Source organism: Acidiphilium sp. PM, assembly GCF_000219295.1.
GTDB lineage: Bacteria > Pseudomonadota > Alphaproteobacteria > Acetobacterales > Acetobacteraceae > Acidiphilium > Acidiphilium multivorum.
In genome coordinates, this window is record NZ_AFPR01000017.1 from 1 (window position 1) to 16,590 (window position 16,590).

Annotated in this window: 20 protein-coding genes and 1 riboswitch; of the genes, 15 read left to right on the forward strand and 5 right to left on the reverse strand. The window is 68.4% G+C overall.

Features of this window, described 5'->3' with window-relative positions:
* The 11 genes from APM_RS00415 to APM_RS00465 form a co-directional block, all read left to right on the forward strand.
* A partial coding sequence (locus tag APM_RS00415) for an SPOR domain-containing protein (protein WP_007421378.1) occupies window positions 1–341 on the forward strand: 341 nt, incomplete at its 5' end.
* 10 nt (window positions 342–351) lie between these two features.
* Complete coding sequence (gene nagZ / locus APM_RS00420; RefSeq protein WP_007421379.1) at window positions 352–1,278, forward strand: beta-N-acetylhexosaminidase; 927 nt, start codon at window positions 352–354, stop codon at window positions 1,276–1,278.
* Window positions 1,275–1,970 (forward strand): site-2 protease family protein, encoded by a 696-nt coding sequence (locus APM_RS00425; protein ID WP_007421380.1) that lies wholly within the window; start codon window positions 1,275–1,277, stop codon window positions 1,968–1,970. Before nagZ ends, APM_RS00425 begins: the two co-directional genes overlap by 4 nt.
* A complete protein-coding gene (locus APM_RS00430) occupies window positions 1,957–2,751 on the forward strand; it encodes a ScpA family protein (RefSeq protein ID WP_007421381.1) in 795 nt (264 codons plus the stop codon). The genes APM_RS00425 and APM_RS00430 overlap by 14 nt, the downstream gene beginning before the upstream one ends.
* Window positions 2,744–3,301, forward strand: coding sequence for an SMC-Scp complex subunit ScpB (scpB, locus tag APM_RS00435; protein WP_007421382.1), 558 nt, complete (start codon window positions 2,744–2,746; stop codon window positions 3,299–3,301). The genes APM_RS00430 and scpB overlap by 8 nt, the downstream gene beginning before the upstream one ends.
* 48 nt (window positions 3,302–3,349) lie before the next feature.
* On the forward strand, window positions 3,350–3,793 hold the full coding sequence (gene tatB, locus APM_RS00440) for a Sec-independent protein translocase protein TatB (protein ID WP_007421383.1): 444 nt from the start codon (window positions 3,350–3,352) through the stop codon (window positions 3,791–3,793).
* A 9-nt stretch (window positions 3,794–3,802) separates the two neighbouring features.
* Window positions 3,803–4,609 (forward strand): twin-arginine translocase subunit TatC, encoded by an 807-nt coding sequence (gene tatC / locus APM_RS00445; RefSeq protein WP_007421384.1) that lies wholly within the window; start codon window positions 3,803–3,805, stop codon window positions 4,607–4,609.
* On the forward strand, window positions 4,602–5,903 hold the full coding sequence (gene serS / locus APM_RS00450; protein WP_007421385.1) for a serine--tRNA ligase: 1,302 nt from the start codon (window positions 4,602–4,604) through the stop codon (window positions 5,901–5,903). The genes tatC and serS overlap by 8 nt, the downstream gene beginning before the upstream one ends.
* An 82-nt stretch (window positions 5,904–5,985) precedes the next feature.
* On the forward strand, window positions 5,986–6,855 hold the full coding sequence (locus APM_RS00455; RefSeq protein ID WP_007421386.1) for an MBL fold metallo-hydrolase: 870 nt from the start codon (window positions 5,986–5,988) through the stop codon (window positions 6,853–6,855).
* Between the two features lie 18 nt (window positions 6,856–6,873).
* A complete protein-coding gene (locus APM_RS00460) occupies window positions 6,874–7,311 on the forward strand; it encodes a YeeE/YedE family protein (protein ID WP_007421387.1) in 438 nt (145 codons plus the stop codon).
* Window positions 7,311–7,775, forward strand: coding sequence for a DUF6691 family protein (locus APM_RS00465; RefSeq protein ID WP_007421388.1), 465 nt, complete (start codon window positions 7,311–7,313; stop codon window positions 7,773–7,775). The genes APM_RS00460 and APM_RS00465 overlap by 1 nt, the downstream gene beginning before the upstream one ends.
* Here the strand turns inward: APM_RS00465 and APM_RS00470 are convergent.
* From APM_RS00470 to thiC, 5 genes are all read right to left on the reverse strand, one after another.
* Window positions 7,724–8,083, reverse strand: coding sequence for a metalloregulator ArsR/SmtB family transcription factor (locus tag APM_RS00470; RefSeq protein ID WP_231295369.1), 360 nt, complete (start codon window positions 8,081–8,083; stop codon window positions 7,724–7,726). The two genes, APM_RS00465 and APM_RS00470, sit on opposite strands and share 52 nt — an antisense overlap.
* A 198-nt stretch (window positions 8,084–8,281) precedes the next feature.
* Window positions 8,282–9,049 carry a thiazole synthase gene (locus APM_RS00475; RefSeq protein ID WP_007421389.1) on the reverse strand — a complete coding sequence of 256 codons (768 nt, stop codon included), beginning with the start codon at window positions 9,047–9,049 and terminating at the stop codon, window positions 8,282–8,284.
* A 1-nt stretch (window position 9,050) separates the two neighbouring features.
* A complete protein-coding gene (gene thiS, locus APM_RS00480; protein ID WP_007421390.1) occupies window positions 9,051–9,257 on the reverse strand; it encodes a sulfur carrier protein ThiS in 207 nt (68 codons plus the stop codon).
* Complete coding sequence (gene thiO, locus APM_RS00485; RefSeq protein WP_007421391.1) at window positions 9,254–10,375, reverse strand: glycine oxidase ThiO; 1,122 nt, start codon at window positions 10,373–10,375, stop codon at window positions 9,254–9,256. The genes thiS and thiO overlap by 4 nt, the downstream gene beginning before the upstream one ends.
* 4 nt (window positions 10,376–10,379) lie before the next feature.
* Window positions 10,380–12,200: a phosphomethylpyrimidine synthase ThiC gene (gene thiC / locus APM_RS00490; RefSeq protein ID WP_007421392.1), complete on the reverse strand. Its 1,821-nt coding sequence runs from the start codon at window positions 12,198–12,200 to the stop codon at window positions 10,380–10,382.
* 42 nt (window positions 12,201–12,242) lie between these two features.
* Window positions 12,243–12,347: riboswitch (TPP riboswitch) on the reverse strand.
* Window positions 12,348–12,619: 272 nt separating this feature from the next.
* Between thiC and APM_RS00495 the strand changes: the two genes are divergently transcribed.
* The 4 genes from APM_RS00495 to APM_RS00510 all read left to right on the forward strand — a co-directional run.
* Window positions 12,620–14,503: a bifunctional diguanylate cyclase/phosphodiesterase gene (locus APM_RS00495; protein ID WP_007421393.1), complete on the forward strand. Its 1,884-nt coding sequence runs from the start codon at window positions 12,620–12,622 to the stop codon at window positions 14,501–14,503.
* Window positions 14,504–14,577: 74 nt separating this feature from the next.
* Complete coding sequence (locus APM_RS00500) at window positions 14,578–15,240, forward strand: DsbA family oxidoreductase (protein ID WP_039887367.1); 663 nt, start codon at window positions 14,578–14,580, stop codon at window positions 15,238–15,240.
* Window positions 15,241–15,282: 42 nt separating this feature from the next.
* Entirely contained in the window at window positions 15,283–16,242 is a 960-nt protein-coding gene (locus tag APM_RS00505) for a lytic transglycosylase domain-containing protein (RefSeq protein WP_039887369.1), read from the forward strand.
* Window positions 16,239–16,590 (forward strand): RlpA-like double-psi beta-barrel domain-containing protein (locus tag APM_RS00510; protein WP_007421396.1); only part of this gene is annotated, 352 nt, incomplete at its 3' end. The genes APM_RS00505 and APM_RS00510, both read left to right, overlap by 4 nt.

A 16,590-nucleotide genomic window follows, 5' to 3' on the forward strand; every position in this document is an offset into this window, starting at 1 on the left:
CCACGACGCCAGCCACGGCCGCAGCCGCCGCGCCCAACCCGCAGGTCGGCAAGGCCATGCCCACGATCATCCCGCCCACGCAAGCCGCGAGTGCCGGACCGCATGACATCCAGCTCGGCGCCCTCGTCTCGATGGCGAAAGCCAATGAGGCCTGGCAGATCCTGCTTGCCCGCGTGCCCGACCTGCTGGCCGGGCGCACCCCCGTCGTTGTGCCGGGCACGGTGAACGGGCAGACCTTCTACCGGCTGCGCCTTGGCGGCTTCGCCAGCGCCGCCGCCGCCGCCGCGTTCTGCGACCGGTTGAAGACCCGCCACGTCGCCTGCTACGTCCCGCCGAAGTGAGACACCGTCCATGAAGGCCGCCATACTCGGCATCGCCGGCCCCACCCTCGCGCCGGAGGAACGCGCGCTGTTCGCCGAGCATCCGCCGGCGGGCGTGATCCTGTTCGGCCGCAACATCGCCGACCCGGCGCAGCTCCGCGATCTCGTCGCCGCGCTGCGCGAGAGCCTGCCGAAAGAGACGGTGCTGATGGTCGACCAGGAAGGCGGCCGCGTCGCCCGGCTGCGCGCGCCGCACTGGCCCGAACTGCCGCCCGCCGCCCATCTCGGCGCCCTGTTCGCGACGGACCCCGACGCCGCCCGCAACGCCGCCCGCGCCCATGGCGCCGCGATCGGCGCGATGGCCCGCGACGCGGGGTTCGACGTTGTCGCCGCCCCGGTGCTCGACGTCCCGGTTCCGGGTGCGCATGACGTGATCGGCGACCGGGCGATCGCCGCCGACCCCGCCGTGGTCGGCGCGCTGGGGGCGGACATCGCCTGGGGCCTGATGTTCCAGGGCATCGTGCCGGTGATGAAGCACATGCCCGGCCACGGCCGCGCCGGGCTCGACAGCCATCACGGCCTGCCACGCGTCACCGCAACCGCGCTCGATGCCGATTTCGCGCCCTTCGCGGCGAATCGCGACCTGCCCTGGGGCATGACCGCGCATATCCTCTACGAGGCGCTCGACCCCGCCCATCCCGCGACCTTCTCGCGCCGGATCATCGAGGAGGTGATCCGCGGGCGGATCGGCTTCCGGGGCATTCTGGTCAGCGACGACCTCGCGATGGGCGCGCTCGACGGCACGCCGGCCTCCCGCGCCCTGCGCGCCCTTGCCGCCGGCTGCGACCTCGCCCTCTACTGCCCCGGAGAGCCTGCGGCCAACCGCGCGGTGCTCGAAGCCGTGCCCGATCTCGACGTAGCGCTGATCCCCCGCCTCAAGCAGACGGCGATTCCATGACCCATAACCCCATCCTTTCGGTCGTGATCAGCGTGCTCGCGGCGATCCCGGCGATCGTGTTGCATGAACTCGCGCATGGCTACGCCGCGCTGGCCCTGGGTGACCGCACGGCCCAGCGCGCCGGGCGGCTCTCGTTCAATCCGCTGCGCCATGTCGACCGGTTCGGCACGGTGATCCTGCCGCTGTTTCTCATCGCCAGCCAGCTTCTGACGATCGGACGGATCGACTTCATGTTCGGCTGGGCGAAGCCGGTGCCGGTGGACCCGACCGGGTTCCGCGATCCGCGGCGCGGCATGGCGATCGTTGCCGCCGCCGGCCCGCTGTCGAATTTCGTCCTCGCCCTCGCCGCCGCCTTCGCCATCGCCGGCTTCGGGAATGTGCCGGTCCTTGGCGATTTCCTGCTCTATTTCCTGCTCTTCAACATCGTGCTCGGCCTGTTCAACCTGTTGCCGCTGCCCCCCTTCGACGGCGGACGGATCGCCGTCGGCCTGCTGCCGCTACCCGCCGCCAGAATGCTCGCCCGCGTCGAGCGGCTCGGCATCCTGCTCATCCTTTCGGTGATCTTCATCCTGCCCGCGCTGCTCGGCCAGTTCGGCATCCGCTTCAACCCGGTATCGGACGCGCTCGGCCTCTGGGTGCCGCGCGTCGCCGCCTGGTTCCTCCACCTTGCTGGCGTCAATGCCGGATTCTGACGCCGCGCCGCGCTCCGAACCCGTCGAAGCCTTCATCGTCCGCTTCGAGGGGTTCGAGGGACCGCTCGACCTGTTGCTGGAACTGGCCCGCAGCCAGAAGGTCGATCTCGCCAATGTCTCGATCCTCGCCCTCGTCGAGCAATATCTCGCGATCGTCGAGGGCGCGCGGCGGGTGCGGCTGGAACTCGCGGCGGACTGGCTGGTCATGGCCGCCTGGCTCGCCTGGCTGAAATCCCGCCTGCTGCTGCCCGAGGACGAGACCGCCGCCGAAGAGGGCGAGATCGCCGCCGACGTGCTGGCCGCCCGGCTCCAGGCGCTGGAGGCCATCCGCGAGGGTGCCGCCTGGCTCGGCGCGCGGCCGCAACTCGGCCACGACGTCTTTCCCCGCGGCGCGCCCGAGGATTTCACCGAGATCGACCGCTCGCGGCTGCGCGTCGACCTTACCTCGCTGCTGACGGCCTATCTCGCCGCCCGCCGCCGGTCCGGCGCGAAGCGGCAATACCGGCCGAAGCCGATGAATTTCTGGTCGGTGCAGCAGGCGCTGGAGCGCCTGACCCGGCTGCTCGGCGCAACGCGGGACTGGACCGACCTCGCCGGCTTCCTGCCGCCCGAACTCCCCGATTCGCCCGAACCGCCGCTCGCCCGCCGCGCCGCCCTTTCCAGCACGCTGCTCGCCGGGCTCGAACTCGCCCGCGACGGCCAGCTCGCGCTCCGCCAGGAGCTGCCTTTCGGCCCCATCCAGATCCGTCCCGGCCCGGAGCCCGAACCCGACCATGAATGACACCGAACCGCCCAGCGCCCGCCCGCACGCCGAACGGCTGATCGAGGCGGTGATCTTCGCCAGCCGCGACCCGGTGCCGATGCGCACCCTCGCCACCCTGCTGCCCGAGGGCGAGGATCTCGACGCGGTGCTGGCTTCCCTCCGCGCCCGCCACGAGGGTGGTGGAATCGAACTGGTCGAGGCTGGGCAGGGGATGATGTTCCGCACCGCCCCGGATCTCGCGCCGGCGCTGCGCCGGGTCGTGGAAATCCCCCGCCGCCTGCCGCGCGCGGCGATGGAGACGCTCGCCGTCATCGCCTATCACCAGCCCGTCACCCGCGCCGAGATCGAGGAGATCCGCGGCGTCAGCCTCTCGCAATCGGCGCTTGATGCACTGCTTGAAGCCGATCTCGTGACCCCCGCCGGCCATCGCGAAGCCCCCGGCCGCCCGGCGCTCTGGGCCACGACACCGCATTTCCTGGTCCAGTTCGGCCTCAAATCGCTGCGCGACCTGCCCAAGCGCAGCGATCTTCTGGTCGAGCCGGCCGGTCCGGCCCCCGCCGATCCTTGACCTCGGGCGCAGGACTGCTAGCAGAGAGGCCGGTTTAAGCGGACGGACATGCTCGGATTTTCCTGGCCAGAAATTGGCGTGATATTGATGGTGGCGCTCGTCGTCATCGGGCCCAAGGACCTGCCGGTGGCCATCCGCACGGCGACTGCGGCGCTGCGCAAGATGCGCGGCCTTGCCAGCGAGTTCCAGGGTCATGTTCAGGAACTCATGCGCGAGGCCGATCTCGCCGATATCGGCAATGATCTGCGCAATCTCCGCAATTTCGATCTCGGCAGCACGATCGAGCGCCATGTCGACCCCGATGGCACCATTCGCAGCAGCTTCGATCCGGCGGAGGGCGAAACCTATGGCGTTCCCTCGGCCGCCGACACCGTGATCGAGGGGGCGGCGGATGACGAATTCCCGCCGGATATGCCCGCCTTCATTCCGCCCGACGCGGTGCGCGCCCGACCGGTGCCCGCCTTCATTCCCCCCGGCACGCGACTCTGGTAGGCCCGCCGCATGACATCCGATGAGACCGAAACGCCGCAGGACGCGGACCCGATCAACGACAAGGAAATGCCGCTGCTCGACCATCTGGCCGAGCTGCGCCGCCGCCTGCTCTGGTCGGGCCTCGCCTTCCTCGCCGCCTTCCTCGTGTCGTACTACTACGCGCAGCCGATCTATCACTTCCTCGCCCAGCCGCTCGTCAACATCCTCAAGGAGCGCGGGCAGAAGCCGGAACTCGTCTACACGGCGCTCTACGAGGCGTTCTTCACCTATGTGAAGGTCGCGATCTTCGCCGCCGCCTTCATCTCCTTCCCGGTCATCGCCACGCAGATCTGGCTGTTCATCGCGCCCGGCCTCTACCGATCGGAAAAACGCGCGCTGCTGCCCTTCCTGATCGCCACGCCGGTGCTGTTCTTCGCCGGCGGAGCGTTGGCATATTATGTCATATTTCCAAATGCCTGGAAGTTTTTCCTGAGTTTTCAGACGAACCCGCACAACGCGAATTTCCAGATTAACGTGCTGCCGCGCGTCTCGGACTATCTCAACCTGGTGATGAAGCTGATCTTCGCCTTCGGCATCTGCTTCGAACTGCCGGTACTGCTGACGCTGCTCGGCCGGGTCGGCATCGTCAACGCGGCGGCGCTGAAGAAATACCGCCGCTATGCCTATGTCGGCTGCTTCATCGTCGCGGCGATCCTGACCCCGCCGGACGTCTTCACCATGACCGGCCTCGCGCTGCCGCTGATCGCCCTGTTCGAACTGTCGATCTTCGCGGTGAAGATGGTCGAGCCGAAAGCCGAGGTTTCCGAGAATGCATGACCTGAAAGCCATTCGCGACGACGCCGCGGCCTTTGGTGCTGCGATGCGCCGACGAGGACTTGCCGGGCCGGAAGGGGCGGACGAGGGCGCGGCAGCACCGATCCGCGCTCTCGATGAAGAGCGCCGCCGCGCACAGACCGAGCTTCAGGGCCACGAAACGCGCCGCAACGAACTCGCCCGCGCGATCGGCCAGGCCAAGCGCGCCGGCGAGGATACAACGGCCCTCGAAGCCGAAGGCACGGCCCTGCGCCAGTCGATCGAGACCGCCAACGCCTGGCTTGCCGAATCGGCACGCAAGCTGGACGAGCTGCTTGCCGTCCTGCCCAACGTCCTCGATGCCGACGTCCCCGATGGCCCCGACGAAACCGCCAATGTGGAGCAAAAACGGGTCGGCGCACCGCCCTCATTCGATTTCGAGGCAAGGCAGCATTTCGAACTTGGCGAAGCCCTCGGCCTGATGGATTTCGCCGGCGCGGCCAAGCTCGCCGGCGCCCGGTTCACCGTGCTGCGCGGCGATCTCGCCCGGCTCGAGCGCGCCCTCGGCCAGTTCATGCTCGACCTGCATGTGAACGAGCACGGCTATACCGAGGTTTCGCCGCCGCTGCTCGTCAACGACGCGACGATGTATGGCACCGGCCAGCTTCCCAAATTCGCCGAGGACCTCTTCCGCACCACCGACGGTCGCTGGCTGATCCCCACCGCCGAGGTGCCGCTGACCAACCTCGCCGCCGGAGAGATCCTCGATGCCGCCAGCCTGCCGCTGCGCATGACGGCGCTGACCCCGTCCTTCCGCTCCGAGGCCGGCTCAGCCGGGCGCGACACCCGCGGAATGCTGCGCCAGCACCAGTTCTGGAAGGTCGAGCTCGTCTCGCTCACCACGCCGGAGGCCAGCGCCGACGAGCACGAGCGGATGACAAGCTGCGCCGAATCCGTGCTGGAACGCCTGGGCCTGCCCTATCGCCGCATGCTGCTCTGCGCCGGCGACACCGGCTTCTCCTCGGCCAAGACCTACGATCTCGAGGTATGGCTGCCGGGGCAGGGGGCCTATCGCGAAATCTCCTCCTGCTCGAACTGCCGCGCCTTTCAGGCCCGCCGCATGAACGCCCGCTACCGCCCGCCGCAGACCGGCCCGAAGCCGGCGAAGCCGGATTTCGTCCACACCCTGAACGGCTCCGGCGTTGCGACCGGACGCGCCCTCATCGCCGTGATGGAAAACTACCAGAACGCCGACGGCTCGATCACTGTTCCGGACGCGTTGCGGCCCTATATGCGAGGATGTGACCGGATCGGCTGACCGCCCCGGTCCCCTCCTATTGACCGGGGCGGGCGGCTTCTCATATTCGATGTCCAGAATATGATATCCCAAGGAGGCTGCGATGAGCCTGCGCCCCGAAGTCTTGCCGTTCTTCGATCCCGCGACGAGCACGATCAGCTACATCGTGGTCGACCCGGCCACCGCGCGCGCGGCGATCATCGATTCCGTGCTCGATTACGACCCGAAAGCCGGCCGGGTTTCCACCACCTCCGCCGACGCGCTGATCGCAAAAGTACGTGAACGCGGCCTCACCATAGACTGGATTCTCGAAACCCACGTCCATGCCGATCATCTCTCCGCCGCGCGCTACCTGCAGCGCAACCTGGGCGGCGGCGTGATCGGCATTGGCGATCATATCGCGCCGGTCCAGGCCAATTTCGCCGACATTTTCGACCTCGGCCCCGACTTTCCCACCGATGGAAGCCAGTTCAACCACCTGTTTCACGATGGCGAGCGCTTCGCGGTCGGCACGATCGAGGCCGAGGCGATCTACACGCCCGGCCACACACCGGCCTGCATGTCCTACCATGTGGGCGACGCCGTTTTCGTGGGCGACACGCTGTTCCAGCCCGATTACGGTACCGCCCGCTGCGATTTCCCGGGCGGGGATGCGCACGCGATGTATCGCTCGGTCCACCGCCTCTACAGCCTGCCGGACGAAACCCGCGTCTTCACCGCGCATGACTACCAGCCCGGCGGGCGCGAGCCGGAATGGGAAAGCACGATCGGCGAACAGAAGGCGAAGAACCTGCAGATCAACACCGGCATCGGCGAGGAGCAGTTCGTCGCCATGCGCGAGGCGCGGGATGCGACTCTCGCGGCCCCGGTGCTGATCCTGCCGTCGCTGCAGGTGAACATCAGCGGCGGCGATCTGCCGAAGCCGGCGCCGAACGGCCGCCGCTACCTCAAGATTCCGCTCAACACGCTCTGACGGCGAGGACCCCGCCTCATGCTGCTTCCCGCACTCTTTCCCACGCGCTTCACCCCGCTGCCCGATCTCGCGGGCGGGCTGCTCATCGGCGCGTCCGCTGCCCTGCTCTGGCTCGGCATCGGCCGCATTGCCGGCATCACCGGCATTGCCGGCGACCTGATCCAGCGCTCCGGGCGGGACTGGCGGCTCGCCTTCATCTCCGGCCTGCTTCTGGCCGGCCTTCTCGCGCGCACGCTCGGCGCCGCGCCCTCCATTCATGTCGCCGCCGGCCTGCCGGTGATGATCGGCGCCGGCCTGCTGGTCGGCATCGGCACCGCGCTCGGCGGCGGCTGCACCTCCGGCCACGGCGTCTGCGGCCTGGCCCGCGTCTCGCCGCGATCGATCGTCGCCACGCTCATCTTCATGGCCATCGCCGTGATCGTGGTCTTCCTCACCCGTGACCTCGGAGCCCTCTGATGCGCCAGCCCCTGATCGCCTTCGCCGCCGGCCTGCTCTTCGGTGCCGGGCTTCTGCTCTCCCGCATGGTCGATCCCGCGAAGGTGCTGGGATTCCTCAACTTCGCCGGTCATTGGGACCCAAGCCTGGCCTTCGTCATGGGCGGCGGCGTGATCATCGCCGCACTGGGCTTCGCGCTCGGCCGGCGGCTTTCCGCGCCGCTCGCCGGCGGCAGCTTTCCCGTGCTCCGGCGCAGCGGCATCACCGCGCGGCTTGCCGGCGGGGCTGCGATCTTCGGCGTCGGCTGGGGGCTCGCCGGCCTGTGTCCGGGGCCGGCCATCACGGCGCTGGCACTGGATCCGCTCGTCATCGCGCCGTTCGTGGGCGCGATGCTGGCCGGAATCTGGGTCGTGCGGGGGCTCGACGCCGCGCGTCAGCCGCAGCCGCCCGCGCTACCCGTCTCCGCGGTGCAGAACAGCCGGTAGATCAGCGCGACAACCTCCCGCGCCGCCTCGCTGCCGAGCGAGTAGTAGATCGTCCGGGAATCGCGGCGCGTCGTTACCATTCCGTCCTGCCGCAGCCGCGCCAGCTGCTGCGACAGATGCGCCTGGCGGATGCCCAGTTCGCGCTCAAGCTGGCCGACCGACGCTTCGCCATGCGTGAGATGGCAAAGCACCATCAGCCGGTGCGGATTGGCAATGCAGCGCAGGAACTGCGACGCAAGTGTTGCGTTTCGCATCATCGCGTCGAGTTCGATCTCGCTGTCATCCGACGGCAGGATGGACTTCGCCATGTCGGCCCGAATATCTTCCTCAGCTGTCAAGGGGGCGCTCTGACCCATTTTGTGTTCCCCGTGTCCAAGCTCGCTTTATAGGCAGCGACTATGATCTGATCGATCAGCCTTTGGCAATACGTGAGCCGTGGTTTCCGGCCACGAGGCCATGCCCGCAGCTCGCCACAGGCTACGGGGCGGCGCGCGGCGCGCTTGTCCTCAGGCGCCGATCAGCCCGAGTTCCGGGCTCGATGCCTCGGCCCGCAGCCGTTTCGGAATCCGTCCCGCCGCGCGGGCGCCGAAACCGGCTTCCACCGCCGCCCGCATCGCCGCCGCCATCCGCACCGGGTCATGCGCCCGGGCAATCGCGGTGTTGAGCAGCACGGCGTCGCAGCCGAGTTCCATCGCCAGCGTCGCGTCCGACGCGGTGCCGATCCCGGCATCAAGCACCACCGGCACCGCACTCTGCGCGCAGATCCGCTCGATATTGTAGGGGTTGGCGATCCCGAGCCCCGAGCCGATCGGCGAGCCCAGCGGCATCACGGCGGCCGCCCCGAGATCCGCCAGCTTGCGGCAGAGAATCGGATCGTCCGTGCAATAGGGCAGCACGGTGAACCCCGCCTTCACCAGCGCGCCGGTCGCCTCGATCAGCAGTTCGGCATCCGGATACAGGGTTTCCCGGTCACCGATGATTTCAAGCTTGATCCAGTCGGTCTCCAGCGCCTCGCGTGCGAGTTCGGCGGTCAGCACCGCATCGCGCACGGTCGAGCAGCCGGCGGTATTCGGCAGCAGCCGGTATCGTCCGCCCAGCGCATCGAGCAGCGAGCCGCCATAAGCATCGAGGCTGATTCGTCTGATCGCCACGGTGACCAGCGACGGATCCGCCGCCTCCAGCGCGTCGAGCAGCACCTGCTGGTTCGGATAGGCGCTGCTGCCCATGAACAGGCGCGAGCCGAGAGCAACGCCGCCGATCTCGAATGCGCTCATCTCAGCCCCCTCCGACCGCGCGAACGATCTCGATCTCGTCGCCCGGCATCAGCCGGGTGCGCGCCCAGGCCGCCCGCGGCACCACGGAGGCGTTCAGCGCCACCGCCAGCCCCTTGGTTTCATGCAGCCCCTTCGCCTCCAGCAATGCGGCAATGCTCGCCGCAATCGGCTCGAACGCGCCGTTCACCCGGATTTCCTCGCGATTCATGCAGCACTCCTCACCCGCGCGAAGCGCCCGATCCCGAACGGGGCGATGCGCGGATCAAGCTTCTGCTCCAGGATCGTCGCCGCCATCGCCGCGGCGGTGACCGGGGTGAGCAGAATGCCGTTGCGGTGATGCCCGGTGCAGAACATCAGGCCGGGCAGGGCGCTGGGACCGAGCACAGGGGCGTCATCGCGCGATCCGGGCCGGAAACCGACCCAGGTTTCCACCACGGCGAGCTCCTCGATCCCCGGCAAGGCGCGCCAGGCGCCGTCGAGCAGCGAATAAAGCCCGCCGGCCGTCATTGCGCCATCGAACCCGCGTTCCTCGACCGTCGCACCGATGACCAGCAGGCCACTCCGCCGTGGCACCAGATAGGCCCGCGGCGCCCAGATCACATGGCGCAGCAGGGGGATTTCCGGGTCCATCTGCACCGAGAGCATCTGCCCCTTGATCGGGCGGACCGGCGGCAGCGGCACCGGCAGATCGAACCCGGCGGACCAGGCGCCAGCCGCCAGCACGACCACATCCGCCGCGTGAACCCCCTCGGCGGTCACCACGCCCCGGGCGCGGCTGCCATCGGTCTCGATCCGCCGCACGGGCATCCGCTCGCGCAGCACCCCGCCCGCACGGCGGAACGCCTCGGCCAGCGCCGCCGTCGCCGCGCGGTTGTCGACCTGTATGTCGTCTGGCGAAAACACCGCCCCGGCCAGTTGCGGCGCGAGATAGGGCTCGCGCGCGCGCGCCTCGGCCGGCGTCAGCCATTCGAGCTCGATGCCCTGGCTTTTCTGGAATTCCATGTCGTGGCGCAGCTTCGCCGCGTCGTCGCGGTTGAGGGCGATCAGCATCGTGCCCTCGCGCCGCAACCCGACCTCCATGCCGGTGGCCGCCTCGAGTTCCGCCGCGAAGTCCGGCCACAGCGCCAGCGACTCGCGGTTGAGCACCCCGAGCGCCTGTTCGCCCGGCTCCGCCTCGCAGCCAGCGGCGAGCATCCCGGCCGCGGCGTAGCTGGCGCCGCGGCCGATTGCATCGCGCTCAAACACCGTGGTCTCGGCGCCGCGCTGCGCGAGGCGCCAGCCCAGGGCGAGCCCGATGATGCCGCCGCCGATGATGGCGACCTTCATGGCTTCACTCCGCCGCCTGATCCTCGACATAGATGCGGCTGCCGCCATCGCGGAACTCCGCCGCCTTCTGCGCGAGCCCTTCCTCGCGCGCCACCTCGTCGCGAATGTCCTGGGTGATCTTCATCGAGCAGAATTTCGGCCCGCACATCGAGCAGAAATGCGCGACCTTGTGCGCCTCCTTGGGCATCGTCTCGTCGTGGAAGGCGCGCGCCGTGTCCGGGTCGAGGCCGAGATTGAACTGGTCCTCCCAGCGGAACTCGAAGCGCGCCCGGCTCACCGCGTCGTCGCGCAGCTTCGCCGCCGGATGCCCCTTGGCGAGATCCGCCGCGTGCGCCGCAAGACGGTAGGTGATGACCCCGGTCTTCACATCGTCGCGGTTGGGCAGGCCGAGATGCTCCTTCGGCGTGACGTAGCAGAGCATGGCGGTGCCGAACCAGCCGATCATCGCCGCCCCGATCGCCGAGGTGATGTGATCGTAGCCCGGCGCGATGTCGGTGGTCAGCGGCCCGAGCGTGTAGAACGGCGCCTCGTGGCAGACCTCGAGCTGCTTTTCCATGTTCTCCTTGATCTTGTGCATCGGCACATGGCCGGGGCCCTCGATCATCACCTGGCAGCCCTTGGCCCAGGCGATCTTCGTCAGCTCGCCCAGCGTCTCCAGCTCGGCGAACTGCGCCGCGTCATTGGCATCGGCGATCGAGCCGGGCCGCAGCCCGTCGCCCAGCGAGAACGACACGTCATACTTGCGCATGATGTCGCAGATCTCGTCGAACTTCTCGTAGAGGAAGCTCTCGCGGTGATGCGCGAGGCACCAGCGCGCCATGATCGACCCGCCGCGCGAGACGATGCCGGTCACCCGCTTCGCCGTCAGCGGCACATGGGCGAGCCGCACCCCGGCATGGATGGTGAAATAGTCCACGCCCTGCTCGGCCTGCTCGATCAGCGTGTCGCGGAACACCTCCCAGTCGAGCTTGTCCGGATCGCCGCCGACCTTCTCAAGCGCCTGGTAGATCGGCACGGTGCCGATCGGCACCGGCGAGTTGCGCATGATCCAGGAGCGGATGTTGTGGATGTTCCGCCCGGTGGAGAGGTCCATCACCGTATCCGCGCCCCAGCGAATCGCCCAGACCAGCTTCTCGACCTCTTCCGCGGCCCCCGAGGTGACCGCCGAGTTGCCGATATTGGCGTTGATCTTGACGAGGAAATTGCGCCCGATGATCACCGGCTCCAGCTCGGGGTGGTTGATGTTCGCCGGAATGATCGCCCGTCCCGCCGCGATTTCGCTGCGGACGAATTCCGGTGTCACGAATTCGGGGATCGCCGCGCCAAACCGCTCGCCATCCGCCCGCCGCGCCGCCGCGCCTTCGGCGGCCTTCGCCCGGCCGAGATTTTCGCGATGCGCGACATAGATCATCTCTTCCGTGACGATCCCGGCCCGCGCGTATTCATACTGCGTCACCAGCGCACCGTCCTTGCCGGCGAACACGCTCCGCCCGGCGGGGCAGGGCGGCACCAGCCGGTCCGCCGCCGCGAATCCGTTGTCCTCCGGCTTGACCGCCCGGCCGGCCACGGCATCGAATCCGCGCCGCTCGATCCAGGCGCCGCGCACCAGCGGCAGCCCGTTGTCGAGATCGAGGCTGAAATGCGGGTCGGTGAACGGCCCCGACGTGTCATAGAGCCGGAACGGCGCTTCCCCCGCGCTGGGGTGCAGGTCGACCTCGCGGAACGGCACGGCGATGTCGGGCCGCCCCTCGGGCGAGGTAAACACCTTGCGCGAGCCGGCGATCGGGCCGGTCGTGACACTGGCAGGCTTGGTCTGGACGTTCATGGCGCGCTCCTCGGAACAGGGGCGACGCTGGGGCGTATGGTTCGGTCTGGATGATCCCGTCCCTCCGCCGGCGCAACCCGGATCAGGTTCAAAGGGTTGCCGGCTTCCCGGCTCTCAGCGTCCGTCGACGCACCCCTCGGATAAGACGACGATGGGTCGGTCGCGCCGGCAAGTCAAGTGCCACACCACTTTGTCATGAATTGCAGAAACGTTTTGTTCATCTTTGAAAGGCATAAGGAAATCAGAATTCCGCCCGTTCGGAGATCCAGGATTTTCATGATCGGTTTCATTGCGGCCCCGATGGAAGATTGTGCCAGCAATGGCTTCCTGGCGCGCGGTCTCATACCGCCCGAAGCCGCCCCCCGCTTGGCGCCGCCCTCCGGCCGCATCTCGCCCGGCCGGCCCGGAACGCGCCGCTGATGGGGCAGAAACTCCAGGCGGGTTGCGTCGATCCGGCCGAGATCGACCGCCTCCACGAAACCTTCATCCATGCCTCGGCCGATCTCGCGCGGGATCTTCACGCGGGAGCCGACGATCCGGCCATCCGTCGGTTCAACCTCGCGGCGGGCATGGCATTCGACGTGGCGCGCCGCTCCATCCGCTGCGCCAACGAAGCCCTCGAAGACCTGCGGACCATCCACCGAATCGCCAGGATCGGCAACTGGCGCGTTCGGCTCGACGATCATCTCACCTCCTGGTCGGAGGACATGCACGAACTCTTCGGCACCGATCCGGATCGTTTCGTGCCGCTGTTCGATGTCCTGACCGGACAGATGGACGAGACCGACAGGACGGCGTTCCTCGCGACCTTCCGCACCGTGGCCGAAACCGGCCAAGCTGCCGCGGCGGAAATCCGCATCCGTGGCGCGGAGGAGGGCGCACGGCGCTGGTTCTGGATCGACATGCGGCCCGAGACCGACGACACCGGCGCCATCGTCGCCGTGCGCGGCATCTGCCAGGAAATCACCGACCGCAAGGTGGCGCTGGAGCGGATCCGCTACATGTCCTCGCACGATCCGCTCACCAACCTGATCAACCGTACCCATCTCCTCGAACGGCTCGACCAGATCCTGGGCGAAGCCCGCCGCCGCCGCGAAAACGTCGCCCTGCTCACCTTCGACATCGACGATTTCAAGGGCATCAACGATCTGTTCGGCCACGCGGTGGCCGACAGCGTGCTGCGCGAAATCGCCGGGCGGATCGCCCGCCAGGTGCGCGAGTCCGATCTCGTGGCCCGCATCGGCGGTGACGAGTTCGTGGTGGTCCAGGCCGGGTGCGAACAGCCCGAACTGGTCGAAACCCTGGCCCGCCGCCTGCTGCGCACGATCGCCGATCCCATCGTCCTCGCCGATGGCCGCGAAATCGGCATTTCGGCCTCGGTCGGTATCGCGCTGCACCCTTTCGACGGCATGACGCCGGGCGCGCTGCTCGCCCATAGCAGCCAGGCCCTGCACGTCATCAAGAAAGAACGCCCGAACACCCTCGGCTTCTACGATGCGTCGGTCCAGTCCGAGTGGCAGAAGCGCCGCGCGCTCGAGCAGGATCTGCGCCTCGCCTTGCAGCATCGCGAATTGTCGCTGGTCTATCAGCCGATGTTCTGCATGCGATCGTCGCTCTGCAGCGGCTTCGAGGCGCTGCTGCGCTGGAACAGCCCGACGCACGGCCCCGTAGCACCCGACCTGTTCATCGGCCTCGCCGAATCCATCGGCCTGATGGAGGAGGTCGGCACCTGGGTGCTGCGCGAAGCCTGTGCCGAGGCCGCGCGCTGGGCGGTACCGCTCACCGTCGCGGTCAATGTGTCGCCAATCCAGATCCAGCAGGGCGATCTCGCCTCGGTGATCACCGAAACCCTGAATACAACCGGGCTTCCGGCCAACCGGCTGGAAATCGAGGTCACCGAATCGATGCTGATCCGCAATTTCGACCGCGCGGTCGACACGCTGCAGCGCATCAAGGCGCTCGGCGTCGGCATCTCGATCGACGATTTCGGCACCGGCTATTCATCGCTCGCGACGCTGCGGGCCTTTCCGTTCAACAAACTCAAGATCGACCGCAGCTTCGTCCGCGATCTTGCGGAGGAATCGGAATCGCTCGCCATCGTCAACGCCGTCCTCGGCCTCGGCCGGGGACTTCGCCTGCCCGTCGTGGTCGAGGGGGTGGAGACGGAACGCCAGGCCGACATCCTGCGCGACTGCGGGGCCGATGCCATCCAGGGCTATCTTTTCGGCCGGCCGTCGCCGATCTCCGCTTACAGCAACATCACGGATCCGCGCGTAACCTCCCGGCGCCGCCTCGCTGTCTAGCGCGCTCACGGCGGCATCCGCGCTCTTTTGCTTTGCCGGCGCCCTGCTTTCCGCTAGACTCCGCATCCGTGAACATGGTCTTGCCGCGCCTGCCGAGGATCACGGTCGAAGTCGTTTTCGATTTCGTCTGCCCTTGGTGCTATCTCGGCGTTCACCGCCTGCAGCAATTGCGCGCCAGCCGGCCGGACCTGCCGATCGCGCCGCAATGGCGGCCGTTCATGCTCAATCCGGACATGCCTCGCCCCGGCATCAGCCGCGCCGACTACACGGCGCGCAAGTTCGGCGATGAGGAGCGCGCAAGACGGTTCCACGCGGCGGTCGCCGCGATCGCCGCCGAGGACGGCCTGGATCTCGCGTTTCCGCGAATCAGCCGCGCGCCGAGCACCGTCGATGCGCACCGCCTGATCCGCTTCGCCCACGACCACGGCCCCGTCGAGGACCTGGTCCTCGCGATCTTCCGCGCCTATTTCACCGAAGGCCGTGACATCGGCGACGCCGCAACACTCGCGGCACTCGCGGCGGCGCACGGCCTGCCGCGGGATCGCGTCGCGGCCTTTCTCGCCGGCGACCGGGCGACCGACCAGATCCATGCCGACAATCTCTTCGTGCACCGCCTCGGCATCAACGGCGTCCCCTGCTTCATCATCGACGGCCAGACCGCGATCGCCGGCGCCCAGGAACCCGGCATTCTAGAGCGCCTGGTCGAACTCGCCGCCTCGGACGCCGCGCTGTCCTGATCCGCCCTTCCGCGAGGGCGCGCACCGTGGCAGAACGGCACGATGAAACGTCGCTTCGTGGTTGCCGCCCTGCCGTTCGCCCCCGTCCTGATCCGGCCCGCCCGCGCCGCGGGGTTCGAGGACTTCATCCGCACGCTCGAAAGCCGCGCCCGGCAAGAGGGAATCCCGGGGCGGATTGCCGGCGCCGCCCTGTCCGGCCTCAGGCCGAACCAGGACGTGATCCATTACGAAACCCATCAGCCCGAATTCACCCTGACCTGGGCGCAATACAGCGCCCGTGTCGTGACCGAAACCCGGGTGACCGAGGGCCGGGCGGCCTTCGCACGGCACCGGGAGCTGCTCGAACGCATCCGCGCCCGCTTCGGTGTCGCCGCCGCGCCGATCGTGGGCATCTGGGGCATCGAGACCGATTTCGGCCATTACCAGGGCGATTTCAACGTGATCGACGCTCTCGCCACGCTCGCCTGGTACAAGAACAGCGCCTATTTCAGCCGCGAGGCCATCGCCGCGATGCGGATCGTCAGCCGCGGCGACATCCGCCTTGCCGAGTTGCGCGGCTCCTGGGCCGGGGCCATGGGGCAGCCGCAATTCATGCCCAGCATCTACCTCAGCACGGCGGTCAGCTATTCCGGCCACGGCCAGCCGAACATCTGGACCAGCGTGCCCGACACCCTGGCCTCGATCGCCAACTACATGCGCAAGTCGCACTGGCGGCTCGGCCTGCCGTCGAGCGAGCCGGTATTGATTCCACCGCATTTCGACACCGCGCTGGCCGGGCGCGACCACACGCTGCCGCTGGCGCGCTGGCAGGCGCTCGGCGTCCATCGCCTCGCACCGGCTCGCCGACTGCCGGCAACCACCCCGGCCTCCCTGCTGCTGCCGGATGGCCCGCACGGGGAAGCTTTCCTCGCCTTCGGCAATTTCCGTGCGATCCGCAGCTACAACCCGTCCGATCTCTACGCCCTCGCGGTCGGCGAACTCGGCCGCCGGATCCTCGCATGATCCGCGCGACCCTGCCGCTCGCAGCCGCGCTGGCACTCGCCGGCTGCGGCCTGCTGCATCATCGCCCCCCGCCGGCGCAGCACGTCCGCTACACGGTCGGGAAACCCTACAACGCCGGCGGGCAATGGCATTATCCGCGGGTATTCGGCCACTACGACCGCACCGGCCTGTCCACCCTGATCGCCCCCGGCCCGGCACGACTCACCGCCGATGGCGAGGCCTATCGCGCCGACAGCCTGACCGTCCAAAGCCCGGTCCTGCCGCTGCCCTCGATCGTGCGAATCACCAATCTTGATACCGGCCGCAGTCTTGCCGTCCGCGTGAACGATCGCGGACCGATGCAGGCCG